This is a genomic window from Kitasatospora nipponensis, assembly GCF_039528135.1.
In the GTDB taxonomy this organism is placed as follows: domain Bacteria; phylum Actinomycetota; class Actinomycetes; order Streptomycetales; family Streptomycetaceae; genus Kitasatospora; species Kitasatospora nipponensis.
In genome coordinates, this window is sequence record NZ_BAAALF010000047.1 from 1 (window position 1) to 15,363 (window position 15,363).

Annotated in this window: 15 protein-coding genes; 3 read left to right on the forward strand and 12 right to left on the reverse strand. The window is 73.0% G+C overall.

The features are described 5' to 3' along the window. Nucleotides 1-1,187 (reverse strand): serine/threonine-protein kinase (locus tag ABD323_RS15735; protein ID WP_344442205.1); only part of this gene is annotated, 1,187 nt, incomplete at its 3' end. 225 nt (nucleotides 1,188-1,412) lie between these two features. On the opposite strand from ABD323_RS15735, the gene ABD323_RS15740 reads away from it, so the two are divergent. After that, the gene (locus tag ABD323_RS15740) at nucleotides 1,413-1,997 is read left to right on the forward strand and encodes a hypothetical protein (RefSeq protein WP_344442206.1); all 585 of its coding nucleotides are present in this window, start codon (nucleotides 1,413-1,415) and stop codon (nucleotides 1,995-1,997) included. Nucleotides 1,998-2,090: 93 nt separating this feature from the next. On the opposite strand, the gene ABD323_RS15745 is transcribed toward ABD323_RS15740, so the two are convergent. The 4 genes from ABD323_RS15745 to ABD323_RS15760 form a co-directional block, all read right to left on the reverse strand. Next, the gene (locus tag ABD323_RS15745) at nucleotides 2,091-3,206 is read right to left on the reverse strand and encodes a GuaB3 family IMP dehydrogenase-related protein (protein ID WP_344442207.1); all 1,116 of its coding nucleotides are present in this window, start codon (nucleotides 3,204-3,206) and stop codon (nucleotides 2,091-2,093) included. Nucleotides 3,207-3,326: 120 nt separating this feature from the next. Continuing rightward, on the reverse strand, nucleotides 3,327-4,829 hold the full coding sequence (gene guaB, locus ABD323_RS15750; protein WP_344442208.1) for an IMP dehydrogenase: 1,503 nt from the start codon (nucleotides 4,827-4,829) through the stop codon (nucleotides 3,327-3,329). A gap of 351 nt (nucleotides 4,830-5,180) precedes the next feature. Then, the gene (gene shbA / locus ABD323_RS15755) at nucleotides 5,181-5,879 is read right to left on the reverse strand and encodes an RNA polymerase sigma factor ShbA (RefSeq protein WP_344442209.1); all 699 of its coding nucleotides are present in this window, start codon (nucleotides 5,877-5,879) and stop codon (nucleotides 5,181-5,183) included. Nucleotides 5,880-6,176: 297 nt separating this feature from the next. After that, the gene (locus ABD323_RS15760; RefSeq protein WP_014136228.1) at nucleotides 6,177-6,788 is read right to left on the reverse strand and encodes a response regulator transcription factor; all 612 of its coding nucleotides are present in this window, start codon (nucleotides 6,786-6,788) and stop codon (nucleotides 6,177-6,179) included. Nucleotides 6,789-7,351: 563 nt separating this feature from the next. Between ABD323_RS15760 and ABD323_RS15765 the strand changes: the two genes are divergently transcribed. Then, the gene (locus tag ABD323_RS15765; RefSeq protein WP_344442210.1) at nucleotides 7,352-7,663 is read left to right on the forward strand and encodes a WhiB family transcriptional regulator; all 312 of its coding nucleotides are present in this window, start codon (nucleotides 7,352-7,354) and stop codon (nucleotides 7,661-7,663) included. 185 nt (nucleotides 7,664-7,848) lie between these two features. Here the strand turns inward: ABD323_RS15765 and ABD323_RS15770 are convergent, their stop codons facing one another. The 3 genes from ABD323_RS15770 to groES all read right to left on the reverse strand — a co-directional run bounded on the left by ABD323_RS15770 (nucleotide 7,849) and on the right by groES (nucleotide 11,026). Next, nucleotides 7,849-8,847 carry a LysR family transcriptional regulator gene (locus ABD323_RS15770; RefSeq protein WP_344442211.1) on the reverse strand — a complete coding sequence of 333 codons (999 nt, stop codon included), beginning with the start codon at nucleotides 8,845-8,847 and terminating at the stop codon, nucleotides 7,849-7,851. Nucleotides 8,848-8,967: 120 nt separating this feature from the next. After that, a complete protein-coding gene (groL, locus tag ABD323_RS15775) occupies nucleotides 8,968-10,599 on the reverse strand; it encodes a chaperonin GroEL (RefSeq protein WP_344442212.1) in 1,632 nt (543 codons plus the stop codon). A gap of 121 nt (nucleotides 10,600-10,720) precedes the next feature. Next, nucleotides 10,721-11,026, reverse strand: coding sequence for a co-chaperone GroES (groES, locus tag ABD323_RS15780; protein WP_344442214.1), 306 nt, complete (start codon nucleotides 11,024-11,026; stop codon nucleotides 10,721-10,723). A gap of 305 nt (nucleotides 11,027-11,331) precedes the next feature. Here groES and ABD323_RS15785 point away from each other — a divergent pair, with 305 nt between their 5' ends. Next, nucleotides 11,332-12,507 (forward strand): THUMP-like domain-containing protein, encoded by a 1,176-nt coding sequence (locus ABD323_RS15785; protein WP_344442215.1) that lies wholly within the window; start codon nucleotides 11,332-11,334, stop codon nucleotides 12,505-12,507. 22 nt (nucleotides 12,508-12,529) lie between these two features. Here the strand turns inward: ABD323_RS15785 and ABD323_RS15790 are convergent, their stop codons facing one another. The 4 genes from ABD323_RS15790 to rimI form a co-directional block, all read right to left on the reverse strand. Then, complete coding sequence (locus ABD323_RS15790; protein ID WP_344442216.1) at nucleotides 12,530-13,438, reverse strand: polysaccharide deacetylase family protein; 909 nt, start codon at nucleotides 13,436-13,438, stop codon at nucleotides 12,530-12,532. Between the two features lie 67 nt (nucleotides 13,439-13,505). Next, nucleotides 13,506-13,784, reverse strand: coding sequence for a hypothetical protein (locus tag ABD323_RS15795; RefSeq protein ID WP_344442217.1), 279 nt, complete (start codon nucleotides 13,782-13,784; stop codon nucleotides 13,506-13,508). Next, on the reverse strand, nucleotides 13,774-14,883 hold the full coding sequence (gene tsaD, locus ABD323_RS15800) for a tRNA (adenosine(37)-N6)-threonylcarbamoyltransferase complex transferase subunit TsaD (RefSeq protein ID WP_344442218.1): 1,110 nt from the start codon (nucleotides 14,881-14,883) through the stop codon (nucleotides 13,774-13,776). The genes ABD323_RS15795 and tsaD overlap by 11 nt, the downstream gene beginning before the upstream one ends. Beyond that, nucleotides 14,876-15,346: a ribosomal protein S18-alanine N-acetyltransferase gene (rimI, locus tag ABD323_RS15805; protein WP_344442257.1), complete on the reverse strand. Its 471-nt coding sequence runs from the start codon at nucleotides 15,344-15,346 to the stop codon at nucleotides 14,876-14,878. The genes tsaD and rimI overlap by 8 nt, the downstream gene beginning before the upstream one ends. Between the last annotated feature and the right edge of the window lie 17 nt (nucleotides 15,347-15,363).

Genomic DNA, 15,363 nt, shown 5'->3' on the forward strand with positions numbered 1-15,363 from the left:
CGGCCCCGCCACCGGCGCGCGGACGCCCCCAGGGTGGCGCTCCGGCTCCAGGTCCCGCTCTCCTGCGCGGCCGCCTCGGCGGCCCCACCGGCTCCCGCGGCCCGGGCCGCGTCCTTGCCGCTGCCCGCGGTCGTGGCCGCCTCGGCGGGCGCGGCCGGCGGCGGGGCGGCCAGCGAACTGCCCACCCGCACCGTGTTGAGCCCGGGCACCGCGCCGCGCCTGGCCGAGCGCTCGCGGGCCGGCTTGCCACCCCGGCCCTCGGCGGCCTTCGGCTCCGCGCGGCGCACCGGCTCCAGCACCGCCGTGTCGGCCGCCGCCGGCACGGCCGACTCGGTGGTCGACTCCGCCCGGGCGGTGGACTCCGCGACGATCCGCTTGAGCATCGAGCGGGTCGCCGAGGCGTCCAGCCGGCGGGCCGGGTCCTTCTCCAGCAGTCCCTCGATCACCGGACGCAGCGGTCCGGCGTTGGCGGGGGGCGGCAGCTCCTCGGTCATCACCGCGGTGAGCGTGGCCAGCGCCGAGCCCCGGTCGTAGGGCGGGGTGCCCTCGAGCATCGCGTAGAGCGTGCCGCCCAGCGACCACAGGTCGGCCGGCGGCCCGGGCTTCTGCCCGCGGGCGCGCTCCGGCGATATGTACGAGGGCGCGCCCACCAGCATCCCGGTCGAGGTGACCGAGGAGTCGCCCTCCACGCTGGCGATGCCGAAGTCGGTGAGCACCACCCGGCCGTCCTCGCCGATCAGCACGTTGGACGGCTTGACGTCGCGGTGCAGGATCCCGTGGCTGTGCGCGGCGCCCAGCACCCCGAGCAGCTCCAGCGCGATCTCGGCGGCCCGGGCGGGCGTCACCGGACCGTCCTCCTTGACCACTTCGGCCAGCGAGCGGCCGTCGACCAGCTCCATCACGATCCAGGGCCGGTCGTCCTCCTCGACCACGTCGTAGACGGTGACGGCGGCGGCGTGCCGGATCCGGGCGGTGGCCTTGGCCTCGCGCAGCGTGCGGACGATCAGCCGGTGCTTCTCGTCGTCGTCCACACCGCCGTGCATGCGCAGTTCCTTCACCGCGACGATCCGGCCGAGCATCTCGTCCTCGGCCCGCCAGACGGTTCCCATGCCGCCGCTGCCGAGAATCGAGTCGAGGCGGTAGCGGCCGGCCAGGAGGCGTCCGGAGCTGCCCTGCGGCTGGGTCATTCGGGCGTTCCCCCACATGTGCTGCTGCCGGTCGGGTGACGGACCGTCGGTCGATGGCGCGAAGGGCGCTGTGACGGTCAAGCCTCCATCATCCCCTGTGCCCGTGAGGGCTGTTCACTCGACCCCTGGAATTCCCGAGTCGTGACCTGAATTCGCTGTCGCGGGCCGTCGGCCCACTGCTAACGTTCGCCTCCGTCCCTTCCCGTCCCTACCTGGGGAAACGTCATGACCACGCCCGAGCCGGGCCAGTTCGGCCCGCCCGTCCCGCCGCCGACCCCGGCCCAGACGCCGCTTCAGGCGCCGCCGCAGGCACCGCCCACCGCGCCGCCGTCCGCCGGCCCCCAGGCCTACGGCCAGGGCGCACCGTACGGCTACGCCCCGATGGCCCCGCCCCCCGTGCGGCGCGGCAACCCCGGCGCCGCGATCGCGGTCGGCTTCGGTGCCATGCTCGCCGGCGGCCTGCTGTACGGCTTCATCATGAAGACCACCGACTCGCAGTGGAGCTACTTCGCGCTCGCGCTCGCGCTCGCGGTGGCCTTCGGCCTGGGCAAGGTCGGCGGGCGCCACCCGGTGCTGCCGCTCTTCGGGCTGCTCTTCTCGGTGCTCGGGGTCTTCATAGGCCAGCTCTTCTACATCTACCTGGTGGTCCATCAGCAGTACGGCCTCGGCTTCGGCGAGGTCTTCGGCTCGGACTTCAGCGACACCATGTCCGGCTGGCACGAGCTGATGGACGCCAAGGACATCCTCTTCTACGGCCTGGCCGCGTTCGAGGGCTTCGTGCTCACCCGGCGCTTCGGCGCCGCGAGCTGACACCGCGACGACGCGACGCGCAGGGCCCCCGCGGTGCCGTCGGCACCGCGGGGGCCCTGCTGTCGTGTCGTGCGGCCGGTCGTGCGGCCGGCGTCAGCGGTGGCTGACGGTGACCTCGACCCGCTGGAACTCCTTGAGCTCCGAGTAGCCGGTGGTCGCCATCGCCCGGCGCAGCGCGCCGAACAGGTTCATCGTGCCGTCCGGGGTGTGCGAGGGGCCGGCCAGGATCTCCTCGGTGCTGCCGACGGTGCCCAGGTCGACGCGCTTGCCGCGCGGCAGCTCCTCGTGCACCGCCTCCATGCCCCAGTGGAAGCCCTTGCCCGGCGCGTCGGTGGCCCGGGCCAGCGCGGCACCGATCATCACCGCGTCCGCGCCGCAGGCCACCGCCTTGGCGATGTCGCCGCTGTAGCCGACGCCGCCGTCCGCGATCACGTGCACGTAGCGGCCGCCGGACTCGTCCATGTAGTCACGGCGCGCGGCCGCCACGTCCGCCACCGCGGTGGCCATCGGGACCTGGATGCCCAGCACGTTGCGCGTGGTGTGCGCGGCGCCGCCGCCGAAGCCGACCAGCACGCCGGCCGCGCCGGTGCGCATCAGGTGCAGGGCCGCGGTGTAGGTGGCACAGCCGCCGACGATCACCGGGACGTCCAGCTCGTAGATGAACTGCTTGAGGTTGAGCGGCTCGGCCGCGCCCGAGACGTGCTCGGCGGAGACCGTGGTCCCGCGGATCACGAAGACGTCCACGCCCGCGTCCACGACCGCCTTGGAGAACTCGGCGGTGCGCTGCGGCGAGAGCGCCGCGGCGGTCACCACACCGGACTCGCGCACCTCCTTGATCCGCCGGCCGATCAGCTCGGCCTGGATCGGGGCGGCGTAGATCTCCTGCAGCCGCCGGGTCGCGGCGGCCTCGTCGGTGATGGCGGCGATCTCGTCCAGCAGCGGCTGCGGGTCCTCGTAGCGGGTCCACAGACCCTCCAGGTTGAGCACCCCGAGCCCGCCGAGACGGCCGATCTCGATGGCCTGCGCGGGCGAGACCACGCTGTCCATCGGGGCCGCCAGGAACGGCAGCTCGAAACGGTAGGCGTCGATCTGCCAGGCGATCGAGACCTCCTTCGGGTCCCGGGTCCGGCGGCTGGGGACGACGGCGATGTCGTCGAAGGAGTACGCCCGACGGCCGCGCTTGCCTCGCCCGATCTCGATCTCAGTCACTTCGAGCCTCTCTGCTGCTTGCTGCTCACGATCGCCCCCAGTATCCCGGACGCCCGGCCCGCGGCGCACAAAGGCCCGCCACCCGGAACGGGCGGCGGGCCGCAGCGGTGGGAAGGGTTCCTACCTGCTGGTGTAGTTGGGGGCTTCCACCGTCATCTGGATGTCGTGCGGGTGGCTCTCCTTGAGGCCCGCCGAGGTGATCCGGACGAACCGGCCCTTGCTCTCCATCTCGGCCACGGTGGCGGCGCCCACGTAGCCCATGGTCTGGCGCAGACCGCCGACCAGCTGGTGCAGCACCGCCGACAGCGGGCCGCGGTAGGGCACCTGGCCCTCGATGCCCTCGGGGACCAGCTTGTCGTCCGAGGAGACCTCGGCCTGGAAGTAGCGGTCCTTGGAGTACGAGCGCCCCTGGCCGCGCGACTGCATGGCGCCCAGCGAGCCCATGCCGCGGTAGGACTTGAACTGCTTGCCGTTGATGAAGAGCAGCTCGCCGGGCGACTCCTCGCAGCCGGCCAGCAGCGAGCCGAGCATCACGGTGTCGGCGCCGGCCGCCAGCGCCTTGCCGATGTCGCCGGAGTACTGCAGACCGCCGTCGCCGATCACCGGCACGCCGGCCGCCTGGCAGGCCACGGCCGCCTCGTAGATCGCGGTGACCTGCGGGACGCCGATGCCGGCCACCACGCGGGTGGTGCAGATCGAGCCCGGGCCGACCCCGACCTTCACGCCGTCCACGCCCGCGTCGAGCAGCGCCTGGGCGCCGTCCCGGGTGGCCACGTTGCCGCCGACCACGTCGACGCCCACCGCGGACTTGATCTTGGCGATCCACTCCAGCGCGTTGTGGCTGTGGCCGTGCGAGGTGTCCACCACCAGGAAGTCCACGCCCGCTGCGACCAGCGCCTGCGCGCGGTCGAAGGCCTCGGCGCTGGCGCCGACGGCGGCGCCCACCAGCAGCCGGCCCTCGGCGTCCTTGGCGGCGTTGGGGTACTTCTCCGCCTTGACGAAGTCCTTGACGGTGATCAGGCCCTTGATCCGGCCCTCGTCGTCCACCAGCGGGAGCTTCTCGATCTTGTGGCGGCGCAGCAGGCCGATCGCGTCCTCGCCGGAGATGCCGACCTTGCCGGTGATCAGCGGCATCGGCGTCATGATCTCGCGGACCTTGATGGCGCGGTTCGACTCGAAGGCCATGTCACGGTTGGTGACGATGCCCAGCAGCCGGCCGTCCGCGTCCGCGATCGGCACGCCGCTGATCCGGAACTTGGCACAGAGCGCGTCGGCCTCGCCGAGCGTGGTCTCCGGGCCGACCGTGATCGGGTCGGTGACGAAGCCGGACTCGGAGCGCTTGACCAGGTCGACCTGGTTGGCCTGGTCCTCGATCGAGAGGTTGCGGTGCAGCACGCCGACGCCGCCCTGACGGGCCATCGCGATCGCCATCCGGGACTCGGTGACCTTGTCCATGGCGGCGGAGAGCAGCGGGATGTTCACCCGCACGTTGCGCGAGACGCGCGAGGCGGTGTCGACCTGGTTCGGCAGCACCGAGGACGCCCCGGGCAGCAGCAGGACGTCGTCGTACGTGAGTCCGAGCATCGCGAACTTCTCGGGTACGCCTGCGGCGTTGTAAGACATTGGGGCTACCTTCCCGTGGCCGGCCGTGTCGATCTGTGCGCGCCCTGCAGAGGGGTCGGGGGCGCGTTGGTCGCAACTCGGGGTGGGCTGGGCCGTGGTGACGGCCTCCTCGCACCCGCGCGCTCACCGGCAGAGGCCAGGACTCCAGAAGCACCGCACTTGGAGGAAGATCCAAGGGAAAGCCGCTCGGACGTGCGGATCTTTGGCGACCTGTCCAGGCGCCGATACCCCATGGTACTGGTGCGCCGGATGCCGGCGTCGCGCCCCCTTGACAACAGCAACCCGTCGTGAGCCATTCCACAGCGCCGCCGCGAGCCGCCGACCGCCACGGGCCGCCGCCGGCGGACGGGCTCAGGCCAGTTCCTCCGCGAGGGCCCGCAACCGGCTGAGCGCCCGGTGCTGGGCGACCCGGACCGCGCCGGGCGACATGCCGAGCATCTCGCCGGTCTCCTCGGCCGAGAGGCCGGCCGCGATCCGCAGCAGCACCAGCTCGCGCTGACGGGCCGGCAGGTTGGAGAGCAGCTCGCGCATCCACGCGGCGTCGCTGCTCAGCAGCGCGCGCTCCTCGGGACCGAGCGCCTCGTCGGGCACCTCGGGCAGGTCGTCCGGCGGGATCACGGTCGAGCCGGGCCCGCGCATCGCGGCCCGCTGCAGGTCGGCGATCTTGTGCGCGGCGATGCTGTAGACGAACGCCTCGAACGGGCGCCCCTCGTCGCGGTAGCGCGGCAGCGCGCAGAGCACCGCGACGCAGACCTCCTGCGCCACGTCGTCCACGTGGTGGCGGGCACCGCCCGGCAGCCGGACCAGCCGGCCCCGGCAGTACCGCAGGACCAGCGGGTGCACGTAGGCCAGCAGGGCGTCGGTGGCCGGGCCCTCCCCGCGCACCGCGCCGGCCACCAGCTCGGCGACCAGCGGCGAGGCGCCGATGGACGATCCCGCCCGGCGCCGTCGGGCCGCCGGCGCGGCCGCTGACGGCTCACGCTCGGCGCCGTCGCTCACGGCACCCTCCGGGTCTGCCGCGCCCGGGTCGGCGGCCTCGTCGTCACGCATCGGTCCATGGTGCCTGGTCGCGGCCCGAAACGTCGCACCGCGTCCGGAGTTGTGCACCGGAACGTTATCCGTCGCCGCCACCGACCCACCCCTGTTCCCGCCGCCGTCGACCCGGTCGACTCGGTCGGCACCGGTCGCGTCGACCGCGGCCGCCAGGTCCGCCGCAGTGCCTGTCCGCTGCTCCCCGAGGTGTTCCACCCCTCCATGGTGCAGCCTGCGGACCACAACGGCCTATATCCCGGCGCGCCCCTCCCTCCGACCGGCGGAGGAAGGGGCGCCCCGGGCGGCCGTCCGTGCTCAGCGGACCAGGCCCCAGCGGAAACCGAGCGCCACCGCGTGGGCGCGGTCCGAGGCGCCGAGCTTCTTGAAGAGCCGGCGGGCGTGGGTCTTGACGGTGTCCTCGGAGAGGAAGAGCTCGCGGCCGATCTCCGCGTTGCTCCGGCCGTGGCTCATGCCCTCCAGCACCTGGATCTCACGGGCCGTCAGGGTGGGCGCCGCCCCCATGTCCGGGCTGCGCAGCCGGCGCGGCGCCAGCCGCCAGGTGGGGTCGGCCAGGGCCTGGGTGACGGTGGCCCGCAGTTCGGCGCGCGAGGCGTCCTTGTGCAGGTAGCCGCGGGCACCGGCGGCCACCGCCAGCGCCACGCCGTCGAGGTCCTCGGCGACGGTGAGCATGATGATGCGGGCGCCGGGGTCGGCGGACAGCAGCCGCCGGACCGTCTCGACACCGCCGAGCCCGGGCATCCGGACATCCATCAGGACGAGATCGGAGCGGTCGGCCACCCAGCGGCGGAGGACCTCCTCACCGTTCGTCGCCGTGGTCACCCGGTCGACGCCCGGCACGGTCGCCACCGCGCGGCGCAGCGCTTCCCGGGCGAGCGGTGAATCGTCGCAAACGAGAACGGAAGTCATGACCGTCCTCCGCAGCTGATCCGCGTCACGTTGAGCCTCCTGGCTGGTACGAATCTCTCCGACACGGCCTCTTCGGCGACGGACCCCGTGCGGATCGCCGGTCACCCGGTGATCGCGCCCGGCGCCCTGCGCCCGCCAACCGCCTCCGCACTTCCAACGACCGTCACTCGAATGAGTTACGGCCTTCAGGGCCATCTCCACCACTGTACGTGGCCGACCCATTACCGATCGGCCGCATCGCGGGGCAATGACCGCTCTTTTGTGCAGCCGAGGCGTGACGGGCACGCGACGCGCACGCCGGAGTACGGCCCTGCGACACACCGGACCACCCGGTTGCCACAGCCCGGTCGGCAGCTTTCATGCCCCGTTTCGTCCGTTTTTATAGCTTTCGTACGATCATTGACTGTTGTGTGACTCTGTGGGTGACTTGTCCCGTAGGTCGCCGTAAGTCATATTTCCAGGTGTCCATCCCGGCGCCTCGGAGCCTCGCCGAACGGCCGCCGGACGGCCGCCGCCGGCCCGTACCGACACCGACGCCGAAGCCTCACCGAAGGGAACGAGCCATGGCCGATTTCTCCCGACTCCCCGGCCCGAACGCGGACCTGTGGGACTGGCAGCTCTCAGCCGCCTGCCGCGGCGTGGACAGTTCGCTCTTCTTCCACCCCGAGGGCGAACGCGGGGCCGCGCGCAGCTCGCGCGAGCAGAGCGCCAAGGAGGTCTGCATGCGCTGCCCGGTACGGACCGAGTGCGCCGCGCACGCACTCGCGGTCCGTGAGCCCTACGGCGTCTGGGGCGGGCTCACCGAGGACGAGCGCGAGGAGTTGCAGGGCCGCGCCCGCAACCGGCTGGTCGAGGTGCCGCTGGTCCGCCCGTGAGCCGCCTGCCCCGCCCGACTGAAGAAACGTTTCAGCACCCCACTCCCAGGCGGGAGGCCGGGGTGCGGCCCGGCGTCCGCTGACCGCGGCAGCCGCTGGCCGACGACGGCCGGGCACGCGACCGCCCGACGACCCGGCACCAGACCCGGCACCAGACCCGGCACTCGGGGCCCGGCGCCCGGGACTCAGCGCTCGGCGGCCGCCTGCGCGAGCCGGTCCAGCATCAGCGCGACGGCCGGGACCTCGGCGAGGTCGGGCAGGGTGAACTCCACCACCTCGCGCCGGGCCGGGCCGGCCGCGCCCGCGCGCAGCTCCACCGCCGCCACCGCGTCGCGCCGCAGCGCCGCCAGGGCCAGCCCCGGCAGGACCGCGACCCCCAGCCCGGCGGCCACCAGGCCCACCACCGCCGGGTAGTCGTCGGTCGCGAAGTCGATCCGCGGCTCGAAGCCCGCCACCGCGCAGAGCTCCACCAGGTGCCCCCGGCACTGCGGGCACCCCGCGATCCACTGCTCCCCCGCCAGCTCGGCGAGGTCGACCGGCTCCCGCTCACCGCGCCCGGCCAGCGGGTGGCCCGCCGGCAGCACCGCCACCAGCGGATCGTCCAGCAGCGGGCGCGCCACCAGGTCGTCCCAGTCGCCGGCCGCCGCGGTCTCGGCCGCCGCCAGCACCGCCTCGGCCCGTGCAGCCCGCGTGGAGCCGTGCGCCGGCACCGCGCTGCCGCCCCGCGCGTGCGGATAGCGGAAGGCCAGCGCGATCTCGCACTCGCCGCCGCGCAGCATCGCCAGCGCCTGCGGCGGCTCGGCCTCCACCAGCGACACGCGGACCCCCGGATGGGCGCCCCGCAGCCGGGCGACAGCGGGCGGCACCAGGGTGGAACTCGCGGTGGGGAACGAGACCAGCCGCACCCGTCCGGAGCGCAGCCCGGCGATCGCGGCCACCTCCTGCTCGGCGGCGCTGAGGCCGGCCAGGATCCCCGAGGCGTGCTTGAGCAGCACCTCGCCGGCCTCGCTCAGCTGCATCCCCCGCCCGGAGCGGACCACCAACGGCAGTTCGACCGCCTTCTCCAGCGCCTTCATCTGCTGGCTGACCGCCGGCTGGGTGCACCCCAGCTCGCGGGCCGCGGCGGAGTACGAACCGGTCTGCGCCACGGCGCGCAGGACCCTCAGATGGCGAGCCTCGATCATGGCCTCACGCTACGCCCTGCGGGGAGCGGGCCGGAAAGCCGGCGGCGCACAGCCCGAAGGCCCGGCCTTCCCCGCGCGAGCGGGGCCGACCGGGCCTTCGGGCTGTGCTGCGGCGTGGCGTCAGTGCGCGTGGCCGTGGCCGCCGTGCGAGTGACCGGCGCCACCCTCGTCCTCGGCCGGCTTCTCCACCACGAGGGTCTCGGTGGTGAGCAGCAGCGAGGCGATGGAGGCCGCGTTCTCCAGGGCGGAGCGGGTGACCTTGACCGGGTCGATGACGCCGGCCTTCACCAGGTCGCCGTACTCGCCGGTGGCGGCGTTGTAGCCGTGGCCCGCCTCCAGCTCGGCGACCTTGTGGGTGATGACGTAGCCCTCGAGGCCGGCGTTCTGGGCGATCCAGCGCAGCGGCTCGGCGAGCGCCTTGCGGACGACCGCGACACCGGTCGCCTCGTCGCCGCTGAGGCCCAGGCCGCCGTCGAGCACCTTCTGCGCGTGCACGAGGGAGGCGCCACCACCGGCGACGATGCCCTCCTCGACCGCGGCACGGGTCGCCGAGATGGCGTCCTCGAGACGGTGCTTGCGCTCCTTGAGCTCCACCTCGGTGGCGGCGCCGACCTTGATCACGCAGACGCCGCCGGCCAGCTTGGCCAGGCGCTCCTGCAGCTTCTCGCGGTCCCAGTCCGAGTCGGTGTTGGCGATCTCGGCCTTGATCTGGGCGACGCGGCCGGCGACGGCCTCGCTGTCACCCGCGCCGTCGACGACGGTGGTCTCGTCCTTGGTGATGGTCACGCGGCGGGCGGTGCCCAGCACGTCCAGACCGGCCTGGTCGAGCTTGAGGCCGACCTCCTCGGAGATGACGGTGGCACCGGTCAGGGTGGCCAGGTCGCCCAGGATGGCCTTGCGGCGGTCACCGAAGCCCGGGGCCTTGACGGCCACCGCGTTGAAGGTGCCACGGATCTTGTTGACCACCAGGGTGGACAGCGCCTCGCCGTCCACGTCCTCGGCGATGATCAGCAGCGGCTTGGAGGCACCGCCCTGCAGGATCTTCTCGAGCAGCGGGAGCAGCTCCTGGATCGAGGAGATCTTGCCCTGGTTGATCAGGATGTACGGGTCCTCGAGGACCGCTTCCTGACGCTCCGCGTCGGTGACGAAGTACGGCGACAGGTAGCCCTTGTCGAACTGCATGCCCTCGGTGAAGTCCAGCTCCACGCCGAAGGTGTTGGACTCCTCGACGGTGATGACACCGTCCTTGCCGACCTTGTCGATCGCCTCGGCGATGAGCTCGCCGACCTGCGGGTCCTGCGCGGAGAGGGACGCGACGGCGGCGACGTCGTCCTTGCCCTCGATCTCGCGGGCGATGGAGAGCAGGTGCTCGGTGACGGCGGCGACGGCCTTGTCGATGCCCTTCTTCAGGGCGGCCGGGCCGGCGCCCGCGGCGACGTTGCGCAGACCCTCGTTGACCAGGGCCTGGGCCAGCACGGTGGCGGTGGTGGTGCCGTCACCCGCGACGTCGTTCGTCTTGGTGGCGACCTCCTTGACGAGCTGCGCGCCGAGGTTCTCGTACGGGTCGTCCAGCTCGACCTCACGGGCGATGGTGACACCGTCGTTGGTGATGGTCGGGGCGCCGAACTTCTTGTCGATGACGACGTTGCGGCCCTTGGGACCGATCGTCACCTTGACCGTGTCGGCCAGCTTGTTCACGCCGCGCTCGAGCGAGCGGCGGGCGTCCTCGTCGAACTGCAGGATCTTCGGCATGGTTCCGTTTCCTTGGGATATCAGCGTTACGTGAGCCAACAACCGCGCCCCGGGCCCCTGTCAGTGATGACACGGATCCGGGGCGGGGCGAGGTGACGGGCGATGAGGCCCGTCGGACTGCTTACTTCTCGATGATGGCGAGAACGTCGCGAGCCGAGAGGACGAGGTACTCCTCGCCCGCGTACTTCACCTCGGTGCCGCCGTACTTGGAGTACAGCACGATGTCGCCGACGGCGACGTCGAGCGGCAGGCGCTGGCCATCCTCGAAGCGGCCCGGGCCGACGGCCAGGACGACGCCCTCCTGGGGCTTCTCCTTGGCGGTGTCCGGGATAACCAGGCCGGAGGCCGTGGTGGTCTCGGCGTCGAGCGGCTGGACCACAATGCGGTCCTCAAGCGGCTTGATGGCAACCTTGCTGCTGGTGGTCACGTCCGAGCTCCCCTTCGGAGATTACGGGGTTGTCTAACAGGTAGGTGGGCGACATCGGTGGCCTGCCGTCGCGGGGGTCAGACCGGTGTTGTCGCTGTTAGCACTCCCCCTGGGGGGAGTGCCAGGAACGACCATAGGCCGCGGTTAGCACTCAGTCAACCAGAGTGCCAACGGCGCGCCCGGTGGATTCGGTGCGGCGGCCTGCCGCGGGCCCCGGTCCGCGGGCCTGCACCCCCGGGTACGCCCGCCCTGCCCCCGGCGGCACGGCGCGCGGGGCGGGCGTGTCGAGCAGCGACAATGGCCCGGTGGAGATCGAGACCTTTGAGGCCCTGCTGAGCGAGGAGGGCCGGCAGCTGCTGGCCGAGGTGCGGGGCTTGGCCCCCGGAGCGGAGCTGGCGGTGGCCACCCGGCTGCGGCGCGCGCACCGCGCCGAGCTGGTCTCCGCGGCGATCGGGCAGGAGCGGCTGCGCCAGCGCGCCGCGGCGAAGTTCGGCGAGGACGCCGGGCGGATGTACTTCACCCCCGACGGCGTCGAGCAGGCCACCCGCCGCAGCGTGGCCGACTGGCGGGCCCGGCGCTTCGCGCAGCTGGGCGTGCGCCGGCTGGCCGACCTGTGCGGGGGCATCGGCGGCGACGCCATCGCGCTGGCCCGCGCGGGCATCGCCGTGCTCGCCGTCGACCGGGACCCGCTGACCTGCGCGGTGGCCGCCGCCAACGCCGCCGCGCTGGGGCTGGCCGAGCTGATCGAGGTGCGCTGCGCCGACGTCACCCAGACCGCGACCGAGGGCTTCGACGCGGTCTTCACCGACCCGGCCCGGCGCGGCTCGCGCGGGCGGATCTTCGACCCCGAGTCCTACTCGCCGCCGCTCTCGTGGGCGATCGGCGCCGGCCGCTCCACCCGCTTCGGCGCGCTCAAGGTGGCGCCCGGCATCCCGCACGAGGCGGTCCCCGAGGACGCCGAGGCGGAGTGGGTCTCGGACGGCGGCGACGTCAAGGAGGCGGTGCTCTGGTTCGGCACGGGAGCCGAACAGCCGCACCGGGCCACCCTGTTGCCCGGTGGCCACACCCTCACCGGCGGCCGGCTGCCCGACCCGCCCGCCGCCCCGGTGGGGCGCTACCTGTACGAGCCGGACGGCGCGGTGATCCGCGCCCACCTGGTCGCCGAGGTGGCTCAACTGCTCGGCGGGGCCACCCTGCTGGACCCGCACATCGCCTACCTGACGTCGGACCGGCTCACCCCCACCCCGTACGCGAGCGCCTACGAGCTCACCGACGTGCTGCCGTTCAACGTCAAGAAGCTCAAGGCGCTGCTGCGCGAGCGCTCGGTGGGCACCGTGGTGATCAAGAAGCGCGGATTCGCGGTCGAGCCCGAGGAACTGCGCCGCAAGCTGCGCCCCGAGGGGGCCCACAGCGCCACCGTCGTCCTGACCCGGATCGGCACCACCCCGATGATGCTGCTGGGGCGTCCGGCCGGGGCGTGAGGGCTTCTCGGCGGCCGCCCGGTCAGCTCGGCGGCTGGATGTAGTCGTCGAGGCGGGCCACCGAGAAGCCCTGTTCCTGGATGCGGCTGAGCAGTTCGCCGAACATCTCGGTCATCGTCTCGCCCTTGAGGTCCTTGGGACCGCGGAAGTGGGCCAGGATGATGTCGCCGGGCCGCAGCTTCTTGTCGGCGTTCTGGTACTGCATGTCGTGGATCTGCATGCTCTCGTGCCACAGCACGACCGCCCGCGGACCGCACTGCTGGACCGCCGAGTTGAGGGTCGGGGTGTTGGCGCCGTCGCCGTAGGGCGGCCGGAAGAGGAACGGCGCGGTGCCGTACTTCTGGGTCAGCACCTGCTGGTCGCCGCAGACCTCGGTCTTCTGCACCGCGGCCGACTTGGTGCTCATCGCCGGGTGGTGCAGCGTGTGGTTCTGGATCGAGTTGCCGGCCGCCTGCAGCGGCTTGAAGTAGTCGTAGTTGTTCTTGATGGCGTCGTCCATCAGGAACATGGTGATCGGGATCTTCAGGTCGCTCATCATCTCGATGAACTTCGGGTCCTTCTCCTCACCGTCGTCGATGGTCACGAAGACCACCTTCTGCTGCGTGGGGATGCTGCTGATCACCGGCACGGTACCGGACTTGGTGAGCTTGACCGGCTTGTCGGCCGGGGCCGGCGGCGCGGGGGCGAGCGGCGGCACCTTCCACTTGGCCCAGGCCGCGGCCGGCACCTGGCCGGCCGCGCCGGCGGGCGGGGCTGCGGCCGAGGCCCCGGCGGAGGCCGAAGGGGCGGCGGACGGCGCGGCCGGGGCGGCGGGTGCGCCCGCGGGGGCCGCCGTGGCGCCCCCGCTGCTGCCGCAGCCGCCGAGCAGGGTGAGCAGGGCGAGCGATCCCGCGCAGGCGGCCGTGGTCCGACCCCTGTGATGCCTCTTCACCGCGCCGCGCTCCCAGCTGTTTCTCAGTCGAGTGCCCGGATTCACTCAGACGTGTCGCTTCGGCACGTTACCGTGCCGGGTCGACATCCTCACATCGGAACGCCCAACGGTGCGCCGGGCGGGCCAGCAGTGCGGCGGGCGGTTCGGGCAGGGCGGCCGGTTCGGCCCCCGCGGGCCACCAGGAGATCACCAGCACCCGGTCCCCCGGCGCGCTGAACAGCTCGACGCGCTCCGCCGCGGCCACCGCCGCCAACGCCGACTCCCGCACCCAGGCGAGCAGTTCGGCGCCCAGGCCGGCCGCCGCCCGGGCCTCCCACATGGCCGCCGCGGCGCCCTCAGTGGCCATGGTCGGCGTCCAGCGCCCGGTAGGCCTCGCCGTGCACGTCGCCGTGCGCGAGCACCTGCCCGGGCACCGAGACCTCGGTGACCGGCAGCGAGGAGTCCGCCGAGAGGTCCAGGGCCGAGGGGGCCCGGTCGCGCCAGACCATCTCGGAGCCGAGCGCCGCCACCATCGCGCCGTTGTCCGTGCACAGGCCCGGCCGCGGCACCCGCAGCCGGATGCCGGCCCGCTCGCAGCGCTGCTCGGCCATCGCCCGCAGTCGCGAGTTGGCCGCCACCCCGCCGCCGATCATCAGGTGGTCCACGCCGTTGTCCCGGCAGGCCTGGATCGCCTTGCGGGTCAGCACGTCGGTGACCGCCTCTTGGAAGGAGGCCGCCACGTCCGCCACCGGGACCTCCTCGCCGGCCCGCCGCTTGGCCTCCACCCAGCGCGCCACGGCGGTCTTCAACCCGGAGAAGGAGAAGTCGTACGCGGGGTCCTTGGGGCCGCTCAGCCCGCGCGGGAAGCGGATGGCCTTGCGGTCGCCCTCGCGGGACATCCGGTCCACCACCGGGCCGCCGGGGAAGCCCAGGCCGAGCACCCGGGCCACCTTGTCGAAGGCCTCGCCGGCCGCGTCGTCGATGGTGGCGCCCAGCGGACGGACGTCGCTGGTGATGTCGGTGGTCATCAGCAGCGAGGAGTGGCCGCCGGAGACCAGCAGGGCCATCGTCGGCTCGGGCAGCCGGCCGTGCTCGAGCTGGTCCACGCAGATGTGCGAGGCGAGGTGGTTGACCCCGTAGAGCGGCTTGTCCAGCGCCCAGGCGTACGCCTTGGCCGCCGAGACGCCGACCAGCAGCGCGCCGGCCAGTCCGGGGCCGGCCGTCACCGCGATGCCGTCCAGGTCGCTGCCCTTGATGCCGGCGGTGTCCAGCGCGCGCTGGATGGTGGGGACCATCGCCTCCAGGTGGGCCCGGCTGGCGATCTCCGGGACCACGCCGCCGAAGCGGGCGTGGTCGTTGACGCTGGAGGCCACCGCGTCGGCGAGCAGCGTGGTGCCGCGCACGATGCCGACGCCGGTCTCGTCGCAGGAGGTCTCGATGCCCAGGACGAGCGGTTCGTCAGCCATGGTGTTCCTCGGTCTCGTTCTCGGTCGGGTGATCCAGGCGCATCACCAGGGCGTCGACATCGGCCGGCTGGTAGTACCCGCGCCGGATGCCCACCGGCACGAAGCCGAAGTGCTCGTAGAGCCGCTGCGCGCGGACGTTGTCGATCCGCACCTCCAGCAGCAGCTCGGCGCAGCCGCGCCGCACGGACTCCGCGACCAGGTCGGCGAGCAGCACCGAGCCCAGCCCTCGGCCCTGGTAGCGGTCGTCGACCGCGATGGTCTGCACGTCCCCCTCGGTACCGATGGTCATCAGGCCGGCGTAGCCGACCACGGCGCCCTCGGCGGTGGTGGCCACCGTGTAGTGCCGGGTGCCGCCGGGGTGGGCCTCGGCCAGTTCGGACCAGTACATCCCGCGGGACCAGGCGTCCTCGGGGAAGAGCCGCAGCTCCAGCTCCATCACCGGTTCGATGTCCCACCAGCGCATCGGGCGCAGGGTGGTGG

Bases quoted from the DNA above. Each gene is read 5' to 3' on its own strand.
- ABD323_RS15740 (WP_344442206.1), top strand. From the start codon at position 1,413: ATGACCACGCCCGAGCCGGGCCAGTTCGGCCCGCCCGTCCCGCCGCCG.
- guaB (WP_344442208.1), bottom strand. From the start codon at position 4,829: ATGTCTTACAACGCCGCAGGCGTACCCGAGAAGTTCGCGATGCTCGGA.
- shbA (WP_344442209.1), bottom strand. From the start codon at position 5,879: ATGCGTGACGACGAGGCCGCCGACCCGGGCGCGGCAGACCCGGAGGGT.
- ABD323_RS15760 (WP_014136228.1), bottom strand. From the start codon at position 6,788: ATGACTTCCGTTCTCGTTTGCGACGATTCACCGCTCGCCCGGGAAGCG.
- ABD323_RS15765 (WP_344442210.1), top strand. From the start codon at position 7,352: ATGGCCGATTTCTCCCGACTCCCCGGCCCGAACGCGGACCTGTGGGAC.
- ABD323_RS15770 (WP_344442211.1), bottom strand. From the start codon at position 8,847: ATGATCGAGGCTCGCCATCTGAGGGTCCTGCGCGCCGTGGCGCAGACC.
- groL (WP_344442212.1), bottom strand. From the start codon at position 10,599: ATGCCGAAGATCCTGCAGTTCGACGAGGACGCCCGCCGCTCGCTCGAG.
- ABD323_RS15795 (WP_344442217.1), bottom strand. From the start codon at position 13,784: ATGGCCACTGAGGGCGCCGCGGCGGCCATGTGGGAGGCCCGGGCGGCG.
- tsaD (WP_344442218.1), bottom strand. From the start codon at position 14,883: ATGGCTGACGAACCGCTCGTCCTGGGCATCGAGACCTCCTGCGACGAG.
- rimI (WP_344442257.1), bottom strand. From the start codon at position 15,346: ATGCGCTGGTGGGACATCGAACCGGTGATGGAGCTGGAGCTGCGGCTC.